The sequence below is a fragment of the Streptomyces sp. NBC_00287 genome (assembly GCF_036173105.1).
Lineage (GTDB): Bacteria > Actinomycetota > Actinomycetes > Streptomycetales > Streptomycetaceae > Streptomyces.
Genome location: NZ_CP108053.1, coordinates 2338589 through 2354959 on the forward strand (window position 1 = coordinate 2338589; position 16371 = coordinate 2354959).

The 16371-nt window shown below is 69.8% G+C and carries 13 protein-coding genes; 5 read left to right on the plus strand and 8 right to left on the minus strand.

Annotation, left to right across the window (positions count from 1 at the left end; all coding sequences use genetic code 11):
• Positions 1–13 precede the first annotated feature (13 nt).
• The 3 genes from OHT76_RS10705 to OHT76_RS10715 all read right to left on the minus strand — a co-directional run bounded on the left by OHT76_RS10705 (position 14) and on the right by OHT76_RS10715 (position 2549).
• Complete coding sequence (locus tag OHT76_RS10705; protein WP_328870534.1) at positions 14–1120, minus strand: amidohydrolase family protein; 1107 nt, start codon at positions 1118–1120, stop codon at positions 14–16.
• 72 nt (positions 1121–1192) lie between these two features.
• Complete coding sequence (locus OHT76_RS10710) at positions 1193–1525, minus strand: hypothetical protein (protein ID WP_328870535.1); 333 nt, start codon at positions 1523–1525, stop codon at positions 1193–1195.
• Positions 1526–1580: 55 nt separating this feature from the next.
• A complete protein-coding gene (locus OHT76_RS10715; protein WP_443049766.1) occupies positions 1581–2549 on the minus strand; it encodes a heme o synthase in 969 nt (322 codons plus the stop codon).
• Positions 2550–2889: 340 nt separating this feature from the next.
• Here OHT76_RS10715 and tkt point away from each other — a divergent pair, with 340 nt between their 5' ends.
• From tkt to pgl, 5 genes are read left to right on the plus strand one after another with little or no spacing between them, the layout of a single operon-like run.
• On the plus strand, positions 2890–4977 hold the full coding sequence (gene tkt, locus OHT76_RS10720; RefSeq protein WP_328870536.1) for a transketolase: 2088 nt from the start codon (positions 2890–2892) through the stop codon (positions 4975–4977).
• A 33-nt stretch (positions 4978–5010) separates the two neighbouring features.
• On the plus strand, positions 5011–6129 hold the full coding sequence (tal, locus tag OHT76_RS10725) for a transaldolase (protein WP_328870537.1): 1119 nt from the start codon (positions 5011–5013) through the stop codon (positions 6127–6129).
• A 4-nt stretch (positions 6130–6133) separates the two neighbouring features.
• Entirely contained in the window at positions 6134–7657 is a 1524-nt protein-coding gene (gene zwf, locus OHT76_RS10730; protein ID WP_443049768.1) for a glucose-6-phosphate dehydrogenase, read from the plus strand.
• Entirely contained in the window at positions 7654–8715 is a 1062-nt protein-coding gene (gene opcA / locus OHT76_RS10735; RefSeq protein WP_328870538.1) for a glucose-6-phosphate dehydrogenase assembly protein OpcA, read from the plus strand. Before zwf ends, opcA begins: the two co-directional genes overlap by 4 nt.
• Complete coding sequence (gene pgl, locus OHT76_RS10740) at positions 8712–9494, plus strand: 6-phosphogluconolactonase (RefSeq protein WP_328870539.1); 783 nt, start codon at positions 8712–8714, stop codon at positions 9492–9494. Before opcA ends, pgl begins: the two co-directional genes overlap by 4 nt.
• A gap of 228 nt (positions 9495–9722) precedes the next feature.
• Here pgl and OHT76_RS10745 read toward each other — a convergent pair whose 3' ends face one another.
• From OHT76_RS10745 to OHT76_RS10765, 5 genes are all read right to left on the minus strand, one after another.
• Complete coding sequence (locus tag OHT76_RS10745) at positions 9723–10562, minus strand: carbohydrate ABC transporter permease (protein ID WP_328870540.1); 840 nt, start codon at positions 10560–10562, stop codon at positions 9723–9725.
• Positions 10559–11914, minus strand: coding sequence for a carbohydrate ABC transporter permease (locus OHT76_RS10750; protein WP_328870541.1), 1356 nt, complete (start codon positions 11912–11914; stop codon positions 10559–10561). The genes OHT76_RS10745 and OHT76_RS10750 overlap by 4 nt, the downstream gene beginning before the upstream one ends.
• A 6-nt stretch (positions 11915–11920) precedes the next feature.
• Positions 11921–13237 (minus strand): ABC transporter substrate-binding protein, encoded by a 1317-nt coding sequence (locus OHT76_RS10755; RefSeq protein WP_328870542.1) that lies wholly within the window; start codon positions 13235–13237, stop codon positions 11921–11923.
• Positions 13238–13276: 39 nt separating this feature from the next.
• Positions 13277–14887, minus strand: a complete 1611-nt coding sequence (locus OHT76_RS10760; protein WP_328870543.1) for a glycoside hydrolase family 13 protein — start codon at positions 14885–14887, stop codon at positions 13277–13279.
• Between the two features lie 143 nt (positions 14888–15030).
• Positions 15031–16302, minus strand: coding sequence for an ABC transporter substrate-binding protein (locus OHT76_RS10765; protein ID WP_328870544.1), 1272 nt, complete (start codon positions 16300–16302; stop codon positions 15031–15033).
• Positions 16303–16371: the final 69 nt, after the last annotated feature.

Consider the following 16371-nt stretch of genomic DNA (forward strand, 5'->3'; position numbering starts at 1 on the left):
CAGTCTGTACAACTCACTCCAGCCCGTACACCCGCCGGGCGTTCCCCGCCGCGATCAACCCCGCCACGCGCTGCGCGTCCGCCAGGGACCACGCGTCCTCCGCGACCCAGGTGCCGAGCACGCGGGCGAGGGCCTCGCGGAAGAGGCGGGCGCCCACGACATGGAGTTCCGGGAGTTCCTGGCCGCCGCTGGAGAAGAGGATCTTGCCGAAGGGGGCGAGTTCCAGGATCTCCGCGAGGACGGTCGCCGCGCGGGCGCCGGTGCGGAGCAGGGCGGCGCCCGAGTCGGCGTAGACGTGGGGGAAGACGCCGGCGAGGTGGGCGGCGTGGCGGTGGTACGGGTAGCTGTGCAGCAGGATCAGGTCGGTGCCGAGGCCCGCCGTGGCGCGGACGAAGTCCGTGAGCAGCACCGGGTCCGTGCGGTCGATGCGCAGGCCCGGTTCGCCGAGGCCCGCGTGCAGTTGGAGCGGCAGGCCCGAGGCGACCGCGCTCCACAGCAGATGTCGTAACAGCACCGGGTCGGTCAGCTCGCCGCCCACCCGGCGCCCGGCCAGCCAGCGGCCCGCCGCGCCCCGCACCTCGCCGGGCCCCGGCGGCTCCGGTGCCAGCGCGAGGCCGTGCCGTACGCCCGCGATCGAGGTGAAGGCGACCGCGTGCGCGGCGGCGCCGTGGACCGATTCGGCGAGGTTGGCCAGGAAGGATTCGACGGTTCCCGAGGTGTCGGCGACCTGTTCCGCGAGGAGTTCCAGCCGCACGATCTCGTGCGCCTGCGCGGCCCCGGCACTGGCCAGCTCGTCGGGGCCCGTCAGGTCGCCGGGCAGTCCCGTGTCGACCAGGTACGTGGTGATGCCGCTGCCGCGCAACAGCCGCCGGCCCGCCTCCAGTACGCCGAGTTCACGACGCCGGGCGAGATAGCGGGCGGGCGGGCAGTGCGGTTCCAGGCCGAGCAGCGGGGGGCACCAGCGCCGTACGGCGAAACCCGTCTGGGTGTCGAAGAGGGTCGTGCCGGGGGCGGGCGGGCCCTCGGTGCGGGCGAGCCGAGCCTCAAAGGTGCCGAGGCCCAGCTCCGTACGCAGCACTCCGTGGCAGTACTGGTCCACGAGGGACGGCGTTTCGATCATCCGGACTCCCGTGGGTGGACCCTTTACAGGGCTTAACGGGTGAACCGGGGTTGGGGGTGCGGCCGCCGAGCGTCAGCCGTTGCTCGGGCCGCCGAGCTGGATTCCGGCCATCCGCGTCCACTCGTACGGCCCGGTCTTCACCTTCGCCGCGAACTCGCCGTCGAACTCTTCATGAACAGTGATGCCCGCCTTCCGCACCGCCTGTTCGGCGATCGGGTACGTCGCCGCCACCAGGTTGCCCCAGTTGCCGTCCTCGCCGACGAGGGCGATCCGGGCGCCGCGCTCGCCGAGGTAGGCCACTTGGGCCTCGGCGCCGCCGTGTGCCTTGGAGAAGGCGCTGATCTGCTTGGCCAGCTTGGCCGCCCGGCGCTCGGCCTTCGCGTCAACCGCTTGCGTGTCTGCCATGGTCAAGATGCTACCGACGAGTAGATCAAACGGCGACGGGGGGACCCAGTGACGCTTACCTCAGGAAGGGGTCCACCGCGACCGCGACGAACAGCAGCGAGACATAGGTGATGGACCAGTGGAACAGCCGCATCTCCTTCAGCTTCCCGCCCGTCACCTCGGCCTTCGCCCGGTTCTGCAGGGCATGCGCCTCCCACAGCCACCAGCCGCCCGCCACCAGGGCGACCAGCGTGTAGAACCAGCCCGTGTAGCCGAGGGGGGTGAGCAGGAGCGAGACCGCCACCATCACCCAGCTGTAGAGCACGATCTGCTTGGCGACGACCTTGTTGGAGGCGACCACCGGGAGCATCGGCACGCCCACGCGCGCGTAGTCCTCCCGCACCTTCATGGACAGCGGCCAGTAGTGCGGCGGCGTCCAGAAGAACATGACGAGGAAGAGGATGACCGGCGCCCACGACAGGGAGTTGGTGACCGAGGACCAGCCGATCAGCACTGGCATACAGCCCGCGATGCCGCCCCACACGATGTTCTGCGAGGTACGGCGCTTGAGGATCATCGTGTAGACGACCACGTAGAAGAGGAGCGCACCGAGGGACAGCCAGGCCGACAGCCAGTTGACGGTCAGGCCGAACAGCAGGGTGGAGACGATCGCCAGGGAGATGCCGAACGCCAGGCACTCGCGCGGGCTGACCATGCCGGTGACCAGCGGGCGCTGCGAGGTGCGGTCCATGAGCGCGTCGATGTCGCGGTCGATGTACATGTTCAGCGCGTTGGCGCCGCCGGCGGAGAGATAGCCGCCCAGGCAGGTGAGGAGGACGAGGCCGAGATCCGGCACACCCTGCTGCGCCAGGAACATCACCGGAACGGTGGTGATCAGCAGCAGTTCGATGATCCGCGGCTTGGTCAACGCCACGAACGCCTTGACCCGGGCCCCGATCGGCCGCCGGCTCGGGCTCTGGCTCGTCCCGATAATCCCCGCTGGACGGGATTCAACGGCCGTCACGCACACCCCTGACAGAGACATCCCAGCAAGCCTCCCGGTGTGAAGTCCCGGTAAAGGCTCGCGCGTACCACGCCACTGTAGACGTTGCCCAGACCCGGACATTCGCGGGGGTCGCCTCGTGTTGGGAGGCGCCGCTGGAAGAGCCGATCGGCACTCGATTGAGCACTCGTTCGAGCGGCTTCGTATTCACTTGCCGAACGCGGTACGGACCAGTCGGGAGGCGGATACCGGCGAGTCCCGGCAGTCTGGAATGACTCGAAAAAACGCACGTACATACGGGGGTAGGCTCGACAACGGCCGGGGCGCTCCGTGCACCGGCAATTCGACATGCGTGACATGTGGAGAGGAGCCCTGACCCAGGGTGAGCACCAAGCCGACCACCACAGACCTCGAGTGGACCGAACTGGACCAGCGGGCCGTGGACACCGCCCGCGTCCTGGCCGCCGACGCCGTACAGAAGGTCGGCAACGGCCATCCCGGTACGGCGATGAGCCTTGCGCCTGCCGCGTACACCCTCTTCCAGAAGGTGATGCGGCATGACCCGGCGGACGCCGACTGGGTCGCCCGGGACCGCTTCGTGCTGTCCGCGGGCCACTCGTCCCTGACCCTCTACACCCAGCTGTACCTGGCCGGCTTCGGCCTGGAGCTGGACGACCTGAAGTCGTTCCGGACGTGGGGCTCGAAGACCCCGGGTCACCCGGAGTACGGCCACACCACGGGCGTCGAGACGACCACGGGCCCGCTGGGCCAGGGTGTCGCCAACGCGGTGGGCATGGCGATGGCCGCCCGCTACGAGCGCGGTCTGTTCGACCCGGAGGCTCCCGTCGGTGAGTCCCCGTTCGACCACTTCATCTTCTGCATCGCCGGTGACGGCTGCCTCCAGGAGGGCATCTCCGCCGAGGCCTCCTCGCTCGCCGGCCACCAGGAGCTCGGCAACCTGATCCTGCTGTGGGACGACAACCACATCTCGATCGAGGGCGACACCGAGACGGCCGTCTCCGAGGACGTGACCAAGCGGTACGAGGCGTACGGCTGGCATGTGCAGCGCGTCGAGGCGCAGGCCAACGGCGACCTCGACCCGGCCGCCATCTACGCCGCCGTCCAGAAGGCCAAGGCCGTCACGGACAAGCCGTCGTTCATCGCGATGCGCTCGATCATCGCCTGGCCGGCCCCGAACGCCCAGAACACCGAGGCCGCGCACGGCTCGGCGCTCGGCGACGACGAGGTCGCGGCCACCAAGCGCGTCCTCGGCTTCGACCCGGAGCAGAGCTTCGAGGTCTCCGACGAGGTGATCAACCACACCCGCCAGGCGCTGGAGCGCGGCCGTCAGGCCAAGGCGGAGTGGGAGAAGTCCTTCCAGGAGTGGCGCAACAACAACGCCGAGCGCGCGGCCGAGTTCGACCGTATCGCCGCGGGCGAGCTGCCCAAGGGCTGGGAGTCCGCGATTCCGGTGTTCGAGCCCGGCAAGGGCGTCGCCACCCGCGCCGCGTCCGGCAAGGTGCTCCAGGCGCTCGGCCCGGTCCTCCCGGAGCTGTGGGGCGGCTCGGCCGACCTGGCCGGCTCCAACAACACGACGATCGACAAGACGTCGTCGTTCCTCCCGGCGGACAACCCGCTGCCGGAGGCGAACCCGTACGGCCGCACGATCCACTTCGGTATCCGCGAGCACTCCATGGCCGCGGAGATGAACGGCATCACGCTGCACGGCAACACCCGTGTCTACGGCGGCACCTTCCTCGTGTTCTCCGACTACATGCGCAACGCCGTGCGTCTGTCGGCCCTGATGCACCTGCCGGCGACGTACGTGTGGACGCACGACTCCATCGGTCTCGGTGAGGACGGCCCCACCCACCAGCCGGTCGAGCACCTCGCCTCGCTGCGCGCCATCCCGGGCCTGAACGTGGTCCGCCCGGCCGACGCCAACGAGACCGCCATCGCCTGGCGCGAGATCCTCAAGCGGTACACGAAGGTCTTCGGCAAGGGCCAGCCGCACGGCCTGGCGCTGACGCGCCAGGGTGTGCCGACGTACGAGCCCAACGAGGATGCCGCCAAGGGTGGTTACGTCCTGTTCGAGGCCTCGGCGGGAACGCCCGAGGTGATCCTGATCGCCACCGGTTCCGAGGTGCACGTGGCCGTCGCGGCGCGCGAGCAGCTGGAGGCCGACGGGGTGCCGACGCGGGTCGTGTCCATGCCGTCCGTGGAGTGGTTCGAGGAGCAGGACCAGGGGTACCGGGACAGCGTTCTGCCGCCCGCGGTCAAGGCGCGTGTCGCGGTGGAGGCCGGCATCGGGCTCACCTGGCACAAGTACGTCGGGGACGCCGGTCGCATCGTTTCCCTGGAGCACTTCGGTGCTTCGGCCGACGGCAAGGTCCTTTTCCAGGAGTACGGCTTCACTGCGGAGAACGTGGCCGCCCAGGCCCGGGAATCCCTGGCCGCCGCCCGGCGCTGACGCTCACATACGACACGTAGGAGATGTAATTCCATGACAGACGCACTCAAGCGCCTCTCCGAGGAAGGCGTGGCGATCTGGCTGGACGACCTGTCGCGCAAGCGGATCACGTCCGGCAATCTCGCCGAGCTGATCGACCAGCAGCACGTCGTGGGCGTCACCACCAACCCGACCATCTTCCAGAAGGCGATCTCGTCGGGCGACGGTTACGAGCAGCAGCTCGCCGACCTCGCCGCCCGCAAGGTCACCGTCGACGAGGCGGTCCGCATGATCACCACGGCGGACGTCCGGGACGCCGCCGACATCCTGCACCCGGTCTTCGAGGCGACCGGCGGCCAGGACGGCCGGGTGTCGATCGAGGTCGACCCGCGGCTCGCGCACAACACCAAGGCGACGATCGCCGAGGCCAAGCAGCTGGCCTGGCTGGTCGACCGCCCCAACACGCTGATCAAGATCCCGGCCACCAAGGCGGGCCTGCCGGCCATCACCGAGGTGATCGGCAACGGCATCAGCGTCAACGTCACGCTGATCTTCTCGCTGGAGCGCTACCGCGAGGTCATGGACGCCTACCAGGCGGGCCTGGAGAAGGCCAAGGAGAAGGGTCTCGACCTCTCTCTGATCCACTCGGTGGCGTCCTTCTTCGTGTCCCGTGTGGACACCGAGATCGACAAGCGGATCGACGCGCTCGGCACCGACGAGGCCAAGGCCGCCCGCGGCAAGGCCGGCGTCGCCAACGCGCGCCTGGCCTACCAGGCGTACGAGGAGGTGTTCGGCACCGACCGCTGGAGCGCGCTGGAGAAGGCGGGCGCCAACAAGCAGCGTCCGCTGTGGGCCTCGACCGGCGTGAAGGACCCGGCCTACAAGCCGACCCTGTACGTCGACGAGCTGGTCGCGCCGAACACGGTGAACACCATGCCGGAGGCCACCCTGCAGGCCACCGAGGAAGGTGGCCAGATCCGCGGCAACGCCGTTGCCGGCACCTACGAGCAGTCCCGCGCCGAGCTCGACGCCGTCGAGAAGCTCGGGATCTCGTACGACGACGTGGTGCAGCTGCTGGAAGAAGAAGGCGTCGAGAAGTTCGAGGCGTCCTGGAACGACCTGCTCAAGTCGACCGAGGCGGAGCTCAACCGCCTCGCCCCCTCGGAGGGCTGACATCTTGTCAAGCAGCAACCCGCTGCGTGACCCCGCAGACCGACGGCTCCCGCGTATCGCGGGGCCGTCGGGCCTGGTCATCTTCGGCGTCACGGGCGATTTGTCACGAAAGAAGCTCATGCCCGCCGTGTACGACCTCGCGAACCGGGGTCTGCTGCCGCCGGGTTTCTCGCTGGTCGGTTTCGCCCGGCGTGAGTGGCAGAACGAGGACTTCGCCCAAGAGGTCCACGACGCGGTCAAGGAGCACGCCCGGACCCCCTTCCGCGAGGAGGTCTGGCACCAGCTCATCCAGGGCATGCGCTTCGTCCAGGGCACCTTCGACGACGACGAGGCCTTCGAGCGGCTGCGCGACACCATCGACGAGCTGGACAAGGCACAGGGCACGGGCGGCAACTTCGCCTTCTACCTCTCGGTGCCGCCGCGCTCCTTCCCGGTGGTCATCCAGCAGCTGAAGAAGCACGGTCTCGCCGACCAGACGGGCGGCTCCTGGCGCCGCGCGGTGATCGAGAAGCCGTTCGGCCACGACCTGAAGTCGGCCGAGGAGCTCAACAAGGTCGTGCACGAGGTCTTCGCCCCGGACCAGGTCTTCCGTATCGACCACTACCTGGGCAAGGAGACCGTCCAGAACATCCTGGCGCTGCGCTTCGCCAACACGATGTTCGAGCCGATCTGGAACCGGTCCTTCGTGGACCATGTGCAGATCACCATGGCCGAGGACATCGGCATCGGCGGCCGCGCCGGCTACTACGACGGCATCGGCGCCGCCCGTGACGTCATCCAGAACCACCTGCTCCAGCTGATGGCCCTGACGGCCATGGAGGAGCCCGCCTCCTTCGACGCGGACGCGCTGGCCGCGGAGAAGACCAAGGTGCTCGGTGCCGTGCGGCTGCCGAGGGACCTGGGCCGGGACACCGTGTTCGCGCAGTACTCGGCAGGCTGGCAGGGCGGCGAGAAGGCGGTCGGGTACCTCCAGGAGGAGGGCATCGACGCCAAGTCGAAGACCGACACCTACGCCGCGATCAAGCTGGAGGTCGACAACCGCCGCTGGGCGGGCGTCCCCTTCTATCTGCGCACCGGAAAGCGCCTGGGCCGCCGGGTCACCGAGATCGCGGTGGTCCTGCAGCGGGCGCCGCACTCCCCCTTCGACCACACGGCGACGGAGGAGCTGGGCAAGAACGCGATCGTGATCCGCGTTCAGCCGGACGAGGGTGTCACGGTCCGCTTCGGCTCCAAGGTGCCCGGCACCTCGATGGAGATCCGGGACGTGTCCATGGACTTCGCCTACGGCGAGTCCTTCACGGAGTCCAGTCCGGAGGCGTACGAGCGCCTCATCCTGGACGTCCTGCTCGGCGACTCGAACCTCTTCCCGCGTACCGAGGAGGTCGAGCTGTCCTGGAAGATCCTCGACCCGATCGAGGTGTACTGGGACAAGAGCGGCACTCCGGCCCAGTACCCGGCCGGTAGCTGGGGTCCCGTCGAGGCGGACGACATGCTTGAGCGAGACGGACGGAGCTGGCGCCGGCCATGAAGATAGACCTCACGGACACCACGGCCAGCAAGATCAACAAGGCCCTCGTCCAGGGCCGCCGGGCCATCGGCACCCCGGCCGTCGGCATGGTCCTCACGCTGGTCATCGTGACGGACGAGGAGAACGCGTACGACGCGCTCAAGGCCGCGAACGACGCCTCGCGCGAGCACCCCTCGCGCACGCTCGTGGTCATCAAGCGCGTCTCGCGCTCGCCCCGCGACCGTACGAAGTCCCGCCTGGACGCCGATGTGCGGGTGGGCGCGGACGCGGGCACCGGCGAGACGATCGTGCTGCGGCTGTACGGCGATGTCGTGGACCATGCCCAGTCGGTAGTCCTGCCGCTGCTGCTGCCGGACGCGCCGGTCGTGGTCTGGTGGCCGGTGAACGCACCGCTGGACCCGGCCGCCGACCCGCTGGGCGCACTGGCCCAGCGCCGGGTGACCGACACCTACGCCTCCGAGCAGCCGGTACGGGACCTGGAAGCCCGCGCCGGCACCTACACCCCCGGCGACACGGACCTGTCGTGGACCCGCATCACGCCCTGGCGCTCGATGCTGGCCGCGGCTCTGGACCAGGTCGTGTGCGAGGTCAAGGGCGTGGAGGTGGAGGGCGAGGAGTTCAACCCGAGCTGCGAGCTGCTGGCCATGTGGCTCGCGGACCGTCTCGACGTCCCGGTGAAGCGGTCGCTCTCGTCGGGCCCCGGTCTGACGGCGGTACGGATGGCCACCGACTGCGGCCCGATAGTGCTGGACCGGGCGGACGGCTCCCTTGCCACCCTGTCCATCCAGGGCCAGCCGGACCGTGCGGTGGCGCTCAAGCGGCGTGAGACGGCCGAGTTGATCGCGGAGGAACTGCGACGGCTGGACCCGGACGACACGTACGCCTCGGCGCTGCGGTTCGGGGTGGAGCGGCTCAACGCGACGGTTGAGGAGGCTCCGGCCGAGGAGCCGGTCGCCGAGGAGCCGGTCGCGGTGGAGACTCCGGTGGAGGACGCCGTGAAGGCGCCCGCCAAGAAGGCAGCGAAGAAGGCCCCGGTGAAGAGGGCGGCTGCGAAGTGAGCACTCCGCAGCTGGTCGTGCACCGCGACAAGGAGCTGATGGCACAGGCCGCGGCGGCCCGGCTGATCACGAAGATCGTGGACGCCCAGGCCTCCCGGGGCTACGCGTCCGTGGTCCTCACGGGTGGCCGCAACGGCAACGGCCTGCTGGCCGCGCTGGCCGCGGCCCCCGCCCGGGACGCCATCGACTGGGGTCGGCTCGACCTCTGGTGGGGCGACGAACGCTTCCTCCCGGAGGACGACCCGGAGCGCAATGTCACGCAGGCCCGCGAGGCCCTGCTGGACTCGGTGCCCCTGGACCCCAAGCGGGTGCACGCCATGCCCGCCTCGGACGGCCCCTACGGCACCGACGCGGACGCGGCGGCGGCCGCGTACGCCGCTGAACTGGCCCGCGCGGCAGGCCCCGAGAACCACGGCGCGGTGCCGACGTTCGATGTCCTGATGCTGGGCGTCGGACCGGACACGCATGTGGCGTCGCTGTTCCCGGAGCTTCCGGCGGTCCGCGAGACCGAGCGGACGGTGGTCGGCGTACACGGCGCGCCCAAGCCGCCGCCCACCCGGGTGACCCTCACCCTCCCGGCGATCCGGGCGGCCCGTGAGGTCTGGCTCCTGGCAGCGGGCGAGGACAAGGCCCAGGCCGCGGCGATAGCCCTCTCGGGCGCGGGCGAGGTCCAGGCACCGGCGGCGGGCGCGTACGGCAGACAGCGCACGCTGTGGCTGTTGGACGCGGCGGCGGCCTCGCAACTGCCGCGGTCGCTGTATCCGCCGGCTTCGGCGTGAGTCGGGGGCGGCGGGGGTTGTTTCGCCCCCGCCGCCCCTACCCATTCCCGTCCCCTGGGGGCTGCCGCCCCCAGACCCCCGCTTCGGCCCTGAAGGGGCCTCGTCCTCAAACGGCGGACGGGCTGGAAACGCCGGTGCCGCAAATTTCAGCCCCTCCGGCGTTTGAGGAGCGGGGTCCGGGGCGGAGCCCCGGGATGGGACGGGTAGGGGCGGCGGGGGCGAAAACCCCTACTTCACCGACCCCGCCATAACCCCCTGCACAAAGTGCCGCTGAAACGCGAAGAACACCACCACCGGCACCACCAACGACACAAACGCCCCCGGCGCCAGCACATCGATGTTGCTGCCGAACTGCCGTATCTGCGACTGGAGTTCCACAGTCAGCGGCTGAGACGAGCTGTCCGCGAAGAGCAGGGCGACCAGCATGTCGTTCCATACCCACAGGAACTGGAAGATCGCGAGGCTGGCGATCGCGGGCCGCCCCACCGGCAGCACGAGCCGCGTGAAGATCCGCCACTCCCCACCCCCGTCCATCCGCGCGGCCTCCAACATCTCCTTGGGCATCTCGGCGAAGTAGTTCCGCAGCAGAAACACCGCGAACGGCAACCCGTAGGCGACATGGAAGAGGACGACGCCGGGAATCGTCCCGAACAACCCCAACTGGCCGAAGAGTTTGGCCACCGGGAGCAGTCCGACCTGCACGGGGACCACCAACAGCGCCACCACGACCAGGAAGATCGTCTCCCGCCCGGGAAAGTCCAGCCAGGCGAAGGCATATCCGGCGAGCGCCGCGAGGACCACGACCAGCACAGTCGTCGGCACCGAAATCAGCACGGTGTTCCAGAACGCCTGCGTGATCCCCGCGTTCCCCAACAACGCCGAGTAGTTGTCGAGGGACAGCTGCCCGGGACTGGTGAACACCGTCCACCAGCCACCCGTCGCGGTGTCCTCGGCCGATCTCAGCGAGGACAACAGCAGCCCGGCGAGCGGAGTGACCCAGAGCAGACCGACCAGGACGAGAAAGACTTGCACCACACTGCTGCCGAGGGCCCGGCGGACGGCGTTCATCGCTGACTCCTTCGGAAGCGGCGGAGGTTGAAGACCATGGCCGGCACGACGAGCAGCAACAGAAGGACGCCGAGCGCGCTGCCGAGCCCCTGGTTGTTGCCGCCGCCGAACGACACCAGCCACATCTGGGTGGCGAGGACAGTCGCGTCCTCCTGCACCGGCCCCGGCGCGATGATGTAGACGAGATCGAAGACCTTCATCACATTGATCACCAGCGTCACGAAGACCACGGTCAGCACAGGCGCGAGCAGCGGCACGGTGATCTTCCGGAAGATCTGCCACTCATTGGCACCGTCCATCCGCGCCGCCTCCAACGCGTCACGCGGCAACGTGGCGAGCCCGGCGCCGATCAGCACCATCGCGAACCCGGTCCAGATCCACAGATACGCCCCGATGATCGCGGGCGTCACCAGCACCGGCCCCAGCCACGAGATCCCCTCATAAGGCGCGGCGAAGTTGGAGGCCGGCAACCGTATCTCGTAGGAACCCTGGGCCAGTTCGGGGAAGCGGAAGGAACCGTCGGACCCGGTCGTCGTCGTAGCCGCCGTACGCCCGTCGCGCACCGCCTCGACCGTGACCTCCGGCAGCCCGCTCTCCCGCCGGTCGACCTTCCCCTGCTCCCCTCCCCCACCGGGCGTGAAGTCCAGGTAGACGACGCCGCGCAGTTCACCAGGGGCGGCCGGAAGGGCGGCTGCCGCGTATGCGGGCGAGGCGTCGGCGGGCAGTTCCTTCGGCGGCACACCGACCAGCCCGAGCGTCACCGACTCCCCGGTCGAGGCGCTCGTACGATACGAGCCGTCAGCGGACTTGCTCAGCCCCTGCCCCTCCCTCCCCCGCGCGGTCGGGTACGCCGACGTGCCCTTGATGGCGTCATGGACGGAGACCACGGCGGCGTTCAGGACGCCCTTGTCCGGGTCCTCGTCGTAGGCGAGCCGGAAGATGATGCCGGCGGCGAGGAAGGACACCGCCATCGGCATGAACAGCAGGAGCTTGAACGCGGTGGCCCAGCGGACCTTCTCCACCAGAACGGCCAGGATCAGGCCGAGCCCGGTCAGCAGGGCCGGGGCCACCACCACCCAGATCGCGGTGTTGCGGACGGCCTTGAGGGTGGCCGGGTCGCGGAACATCTCGGAGTAGTTCTCGCCGCCGACGAACTCGGTGCCGGAGGCGTCGAAGAAGCTGCGGCCGACGGAGAACAGCACGGGGTAGACGACGAGCGCGCCGAGCAGGAGCAGGGCTGGGAGGACGAAGAGGAGGGCGATGATCCGCCCCCGCCGCCGCAGGCGTCTGGCACGCGAGGCGAGTGTGACGGGTGGCGGGGGGTTCGTCTCCTTGACGAGGGTCGCGGTCATGGCGCGTCAGCCCTTGTACGCCTTGGCCGCCGCGGCCTCCAGCTGCGCCGCGGTCGCCTTCGGGTCGGACGGGTCGCGCAGGAAGTCCTGGAGGATCTTCCACTCGCCGGTGCCCTTGGTGCCGCCGAAGGCCGCGGGAGCCTGGTCGGACATGTCGAAGCGGACCGAATCCCCTGCGGCGATCAGGGACTTGGCGGTCGCCCGGGTGACCCCGTCGCTGTACGCGGACGGGTCCAGCTTCTTGTTCGGCGACAGGAAACCGCCCGCCTCGGCCCACACGGCCGCGGCCTCCGGGGTCGCCAGGAACTCCACGAGCGCCTGGGCGGCCTTCTGGTTCTTGCCGTCCTTCAGTACGACGGCCGCGTCACCGCCGCTGACGACGGGTGCCTCGCCGCCGTCGACCGCCGGGAAGGGGAAGAAGTTGGCGTCGTCGCCGATGGACTTGCCGAACTGGTCCTTGGCGACGCCTGCGACGAAGTCCCCCTCGTAGACCATGCCGGCCTCCGCCTTCGGCCCGAAGACCTTCTCCACCGAGCCGGGGAAGTCGGTGTTCAGGGCGCCGTCCTGGCCGCCGGCTATCAGCTGCTCGTCCTTGAAGAGCGTGCCGAGGGTGGTGAGCGCCTCGACCACGCTGGCGTCGGTCCACTTCAGCTCGTGCGCGGCGAGCGCGTCGTACTTCTCGGGTCCGGCCTGGGAGAGATAGACGTTCTCGAACCAGTCGGTGAGCGTCCAGCCGTCCTGCCCGGCGACGGAGAAGGCGGCGAGCCCGGAGTCGGAGACCGTGCGGCCGGCCTTCAGCATCTCCTCGTACGTCCGCGGCGGCTCCACCCCGGCCTGGTCGAGGGCGTCGGGGCTGTACCAGACGGTCGACTTGTGGGCGGCCTTGAAGTAGAGGCCGTAGAAGGTGCCGTCGACGCTGCCGTAGGTCTTCCAGACCGGTGCGAAGTCGGCGTCGACGGACTGCTCGGTGGTCTTGGACAGCGGCTGGAGCCAGCCCTGTTCGGCGAACTGCTTCAGGACGCCGACCTGCGGGACCATCACGACCTCGGGGGCGTTGCCGCCCTCGATCTTGCTGCCGACGACGGTGGAGACGTTGTCGCCGGTGGACACGAACTGCGTCTTGGCGCCGGTCTTTTCGGTGAAGGCGTCCAGCACCTTCTGGAAGTTCTTCTGTTCGCTGCCGGACCAGACTCCGGCCACGGTGACCGTCTGGCCGCTGAGCTCCTGGTCGCCGCCGTCGGCCGTGACCGGGCCGCCGCCACAGGCGGTGGCGCCGAGCGCCAGGGTGAGGGCGGTGCAGCCCACAAGCAGTCGTCGCATCATCGTTGATGTCCCTTCAAGAGGTTGGGAGTTGACGGAAAATCAGAGGTCGCCGATCCACCAGGCGGCCGTGGCGCCGGGCAGGACCCCGGCCGGGCAGGGGCCGCTGGACAGCAGCGGGGTGCCGGAGACCGGCGCGGGGGCAGGGGCCGTACCGAAGTTGACGGCGCAGACGACCCCGTCGCCGCGGGTGAAGGCGAGGACGCCGGGCGGGCTGTCCAGCCAGCGCAGCTCGCCCTCGCCCAACTGGGGTAGTGAGGCGCGCAGTTGGAGGCCGTCGCGGTAGAGGTGCCAGAAGGAGCGGGTGTCGGCGAGGGCCCGGTCGGTGGCGTACTCGGCGAAGTACGACGGCTGCGGGAGCCAGGGCTTGGCGCCCTCGACCCCGGAGGTGAAGCCGAACGGCGAGGCCTGTCCCGACCAGGGCAGCGGCACCCGGCAGCCGTCGCGGATCCGGGCCCGGCTTCCGGTGCGCCGGAAGATCGGGTCGGTGAGCACATCGTCGGGCAGATCGACGACCTCGGGCAGGCCCAGCTCCTCGCCCTGGTAGATGTACGCGGCTCCGGGCAGCGCCAGCATCAGCAGCGCGGCGGCGCGGGCGCGGGCGGCGCCGAGTCCGCTGCCCTCGGTGGCCGGTTCGCCGTAGCGGGTGACGGTGCGGACCTGGTCGTGGTTGTTGAGGACCCAGGTGACCGTCGAACCCGTGCCGGCTATGTCCTGCATGGCCTCGGAGATGACCTTGCGGAAGGCGTCGGCGTCCCAGGGGGCGCCGAGCAGATCGAAGAAGAAGGCCTGGTGGAGTTCGTCCGGGCGGACATACAGGGCGTGCTCGCGTGCCGTCGGCACGGACACCTCGCCGACCAGGAGCCGCTCGCGGCCGTCGCGGCCTGTGTACTCCTCGCAGACGGCACGCCACCGGCGCCACACCTCGTGCACCTCGGGCTGGTTCCAGGCGAGCGGGTTGACCGAGTCGCGGGTGCGGGCGTCGGCCTCGGGGTCGTCCGAGTCGGGCAGGTCCGGGTGCTTGAAGAGACCGGCGGCGACGTCGATACGGAAGCCGTCGACGCCCCGGTCGAGCCAGAAGCGGAGCACCTGGTCGAACTCGGCGCCGATCTCGGGGTTGCGCCAGTTCCAGTCGGGCTGCTCGGGCGCGAACATGTGCAGGTACCACTGGCCGTCCTCGACGCGGGTCCAGGCCGGGCCGCCGAACATCGAGTGCCAGTTGTTGGGCGGCTCCGCGCCGTCCGGGCCGCGGCCGTCGGCGAAGTGGAAGCGGGCACGGGCCGCGCTGCCGGGCTCCGCGGCGAGGGCCTCGCGGAACCACGGGTGCTCGCTGGAGCAGTGGTTCGGAACGATGTCCAGCACCACCTTGACGCCGAGCCGTCGGGCGGCCGCCATCAGCAGGTCGAACTCGGCGAGGTCGCCGAAGAGGGGGTCGACGTCGCGGTAGTCGGCGACGTCGTACCCGTGGTCGTGCTGCGGCGAGGGATAGAAGGGGCTCAGCCAGATCCCGTCGACGCCGAGCTTCTTCAGATACGGCAGTCCGGCCCGGACGCCTGCGAGATCGCCGACGCCGTCGCCGGTGCTGTCCAGGAAGCTGCGGACGTACACCTGGTAGATCACCGCGTCCCGCCACCAGCGGTACTTACTCAACATGTATGCATGTTAGGTAGGCGTGTCAGAGGGGTGTCAATGAAGAGAACGAAGGCTACTGGGGAGTTGGGGTAACAAATCCGGACTTACAGGGCCACTATGAGGTCAGATGAGACATCCGCGTTACCTAACAAGTAAGTAGCGAGCTAGCGGCCGGAGACCTCGGCCAGCTCGCGCGCCAGCCTCCGTACCGCCGCCTCGGGCGTCATGCGCCCGGTCATCGCGTCCCGCACGACGGCCTGCACCACCAGGCTGACCTGGTCGTAGCGCGGGCTCTTGGGGCGCGGGGCGGCCGTGAGCACGCTCTCGCGCAGGGTCGGCAGGTACGGGAACTCCCTGATGAGCTCGGGATCCTCGTAGAGTCCGGCCCGTACCGGCGGCAGTGCGCCGCGCGTGATCACCTGGCGCTGAACGCGCTCACTGGTCAGGTACGCCATCAGACGCGCGGCGGAGTCGGGGTGCCGGGCATGCGTACTGACGGCCAGATTGGAGCCTCCGAGCACACTCGTCCCCGGCCCGTCGGGCCCCGGCAGCGGCACGGCGCCGACCTTCCCGGCGACCGGCGACCCCTCGGCGTCGGCGACGACATAGGCGTAGGGCCAGTTGCGGAGGAAGAGCAGGCGTCCGTCCTGGAAGGCCTGCTTGGACTCCTCCTCCTTGTAGGCCAGCGCCCGCTCGGGGATCCAGCCCTCGCGCACCCCGCGCGCCAGGAACCCGATGCCCTCACGGGCGGCGGCTGAGTCGACGGTGACCCGCTCGCCCTCGCCGCCGAGGATCGACCCGCCCGCCGAGTAGACGGCCTCGGCCGCGTTGACGGTGAGTCCCTCGTACGGCAGGAACTGGCCCGCGTAGCCGTCGAGTCCGTGCTTCGGCGCGACGGTCTTCGCGAGGTGCTCCAACTCGGCCCAGGTGCGCGGCGGGTCGACGCCTTCCTCGGCGAGGATGTCCTTGCGGTAGAGGAGCAGGCCCGCGTTGGTCACGTACGGGACTGCGTAGAGCCGGCCGTCGTAGGTCGCCGTGTCGACGACCGGGGGCAGGAAGGTCTCCAGCGGGAAGCGGTCCCGCGGCAGCGGTCGGATCCAGCCCGCCGCCGCGAACTCGGAGGTCCAGTTGACGTCGATATTGAGCACGTCGAACCGGCCTCGGCCGTCGTCGCGCAGGTCGGTGGCCATCTGGGCGTGGGTCTCGTCGGCGGAGTCCGGCAGCTCGACGAGGGTGACCCGCTCACCGGGGTGGGTCCGGTTCCAGCCCTCCAGGAGGGGACCTAGATAACCGGTGAGGTCACCGGCGGTGGCCAGGGTGAGCGGACCGCGCCCACCGTCGGCCGCCTGCCCGGACCGCACACCGGAGGCGGCGTAACCGGTCAGGACCACCAGCAGAACGAGGAGGCCCCTACCGGCGGCGTGTATCCACCGCATAGGTTCCTCCCTGTACACCGGCACGGGCGTCGTCGCCAGAGGCCATGTATACCTGTTAGGTATGCGCGA

What these genes read in the sequence shown, in the direction of transcription:
- OHT76_RS10705 (WP_328870534.1), bottom strand. Translation starts at nt 1,120, where the DNA reads ATGATCGAAACGCCGTCCCTCGTGGACCAGTACTGCCACGGAGTGCTG.
- OHT76_RS10710 (WP_328870535.1), bottom strand. Translation starts at nt 1,525, where the DNA reads ATGGCAGACACGCAAGCGGTTGACGCGAAGGCCGAGCGCCGGGCGGCC.
- OHT76_RS10715 (WP_443049766.1), bottom strand. Translation starts at nt 2,549, where the DNA reads ATGTCTCTGTCAGGGGTGTGCGTGACGGCCGTTGAATCCCGTCCAGCG.
- tal (WP_328870537.1), top strand. Translation starts at nt 5,011, where the DNA reads ATGACAGACGCACTCAAGCGCCTCTCCGAGGAAGGCGTGGCGATCTGG.
- opcA (WP_328870538.1), top strand. Translation starts at nt 7,654, where the DNA reads ATGAAGATAGACCTCACGGACACCACGGCCAGCAAGATCAACAAGGCC.
- OHT76_RS10745 (WP_328870540.1), bottom strand. Translation starts at nt 10,562, where the DNA reads ATGAACGCCGTCCGCCGGGCCCTCGGCAGCAGTGTGGTGCAAGTCTTT.
- OHT76_RS10750 (WP_328870541.1), bottom strand. Translation starts at nt 11,914, where the DNA reads ATGACCGCGACCCTCGTCAAGGAGACGAACCCCCCGCCACCCGTCACA.
- OHT76_RS10755 (WP_328870542.1), bottom strand. Translation starts at nt 13,237, where the DNA reads ATGATGCGACGACTGCTTGTGGGCTGCACCGCCCTCACCCTGGCGCTC.
- OHT76_RS10760 (WP_328870543.1), bottom strand. Translation starts at nt 14,887, where the DNA reads ATGTTGAGTAAGTACCGCTGGTGGCGGGACGCGGTGATCTACCAGGTG.
- OHT76_RS10765 (WP_328870544.1), bottom strand. Translation starts at nt 16,302, where the DNA reads ATGCGGTGGATACACGCCGCCGGTAGGGGCCTCCTCGTTCTGCTGGTG.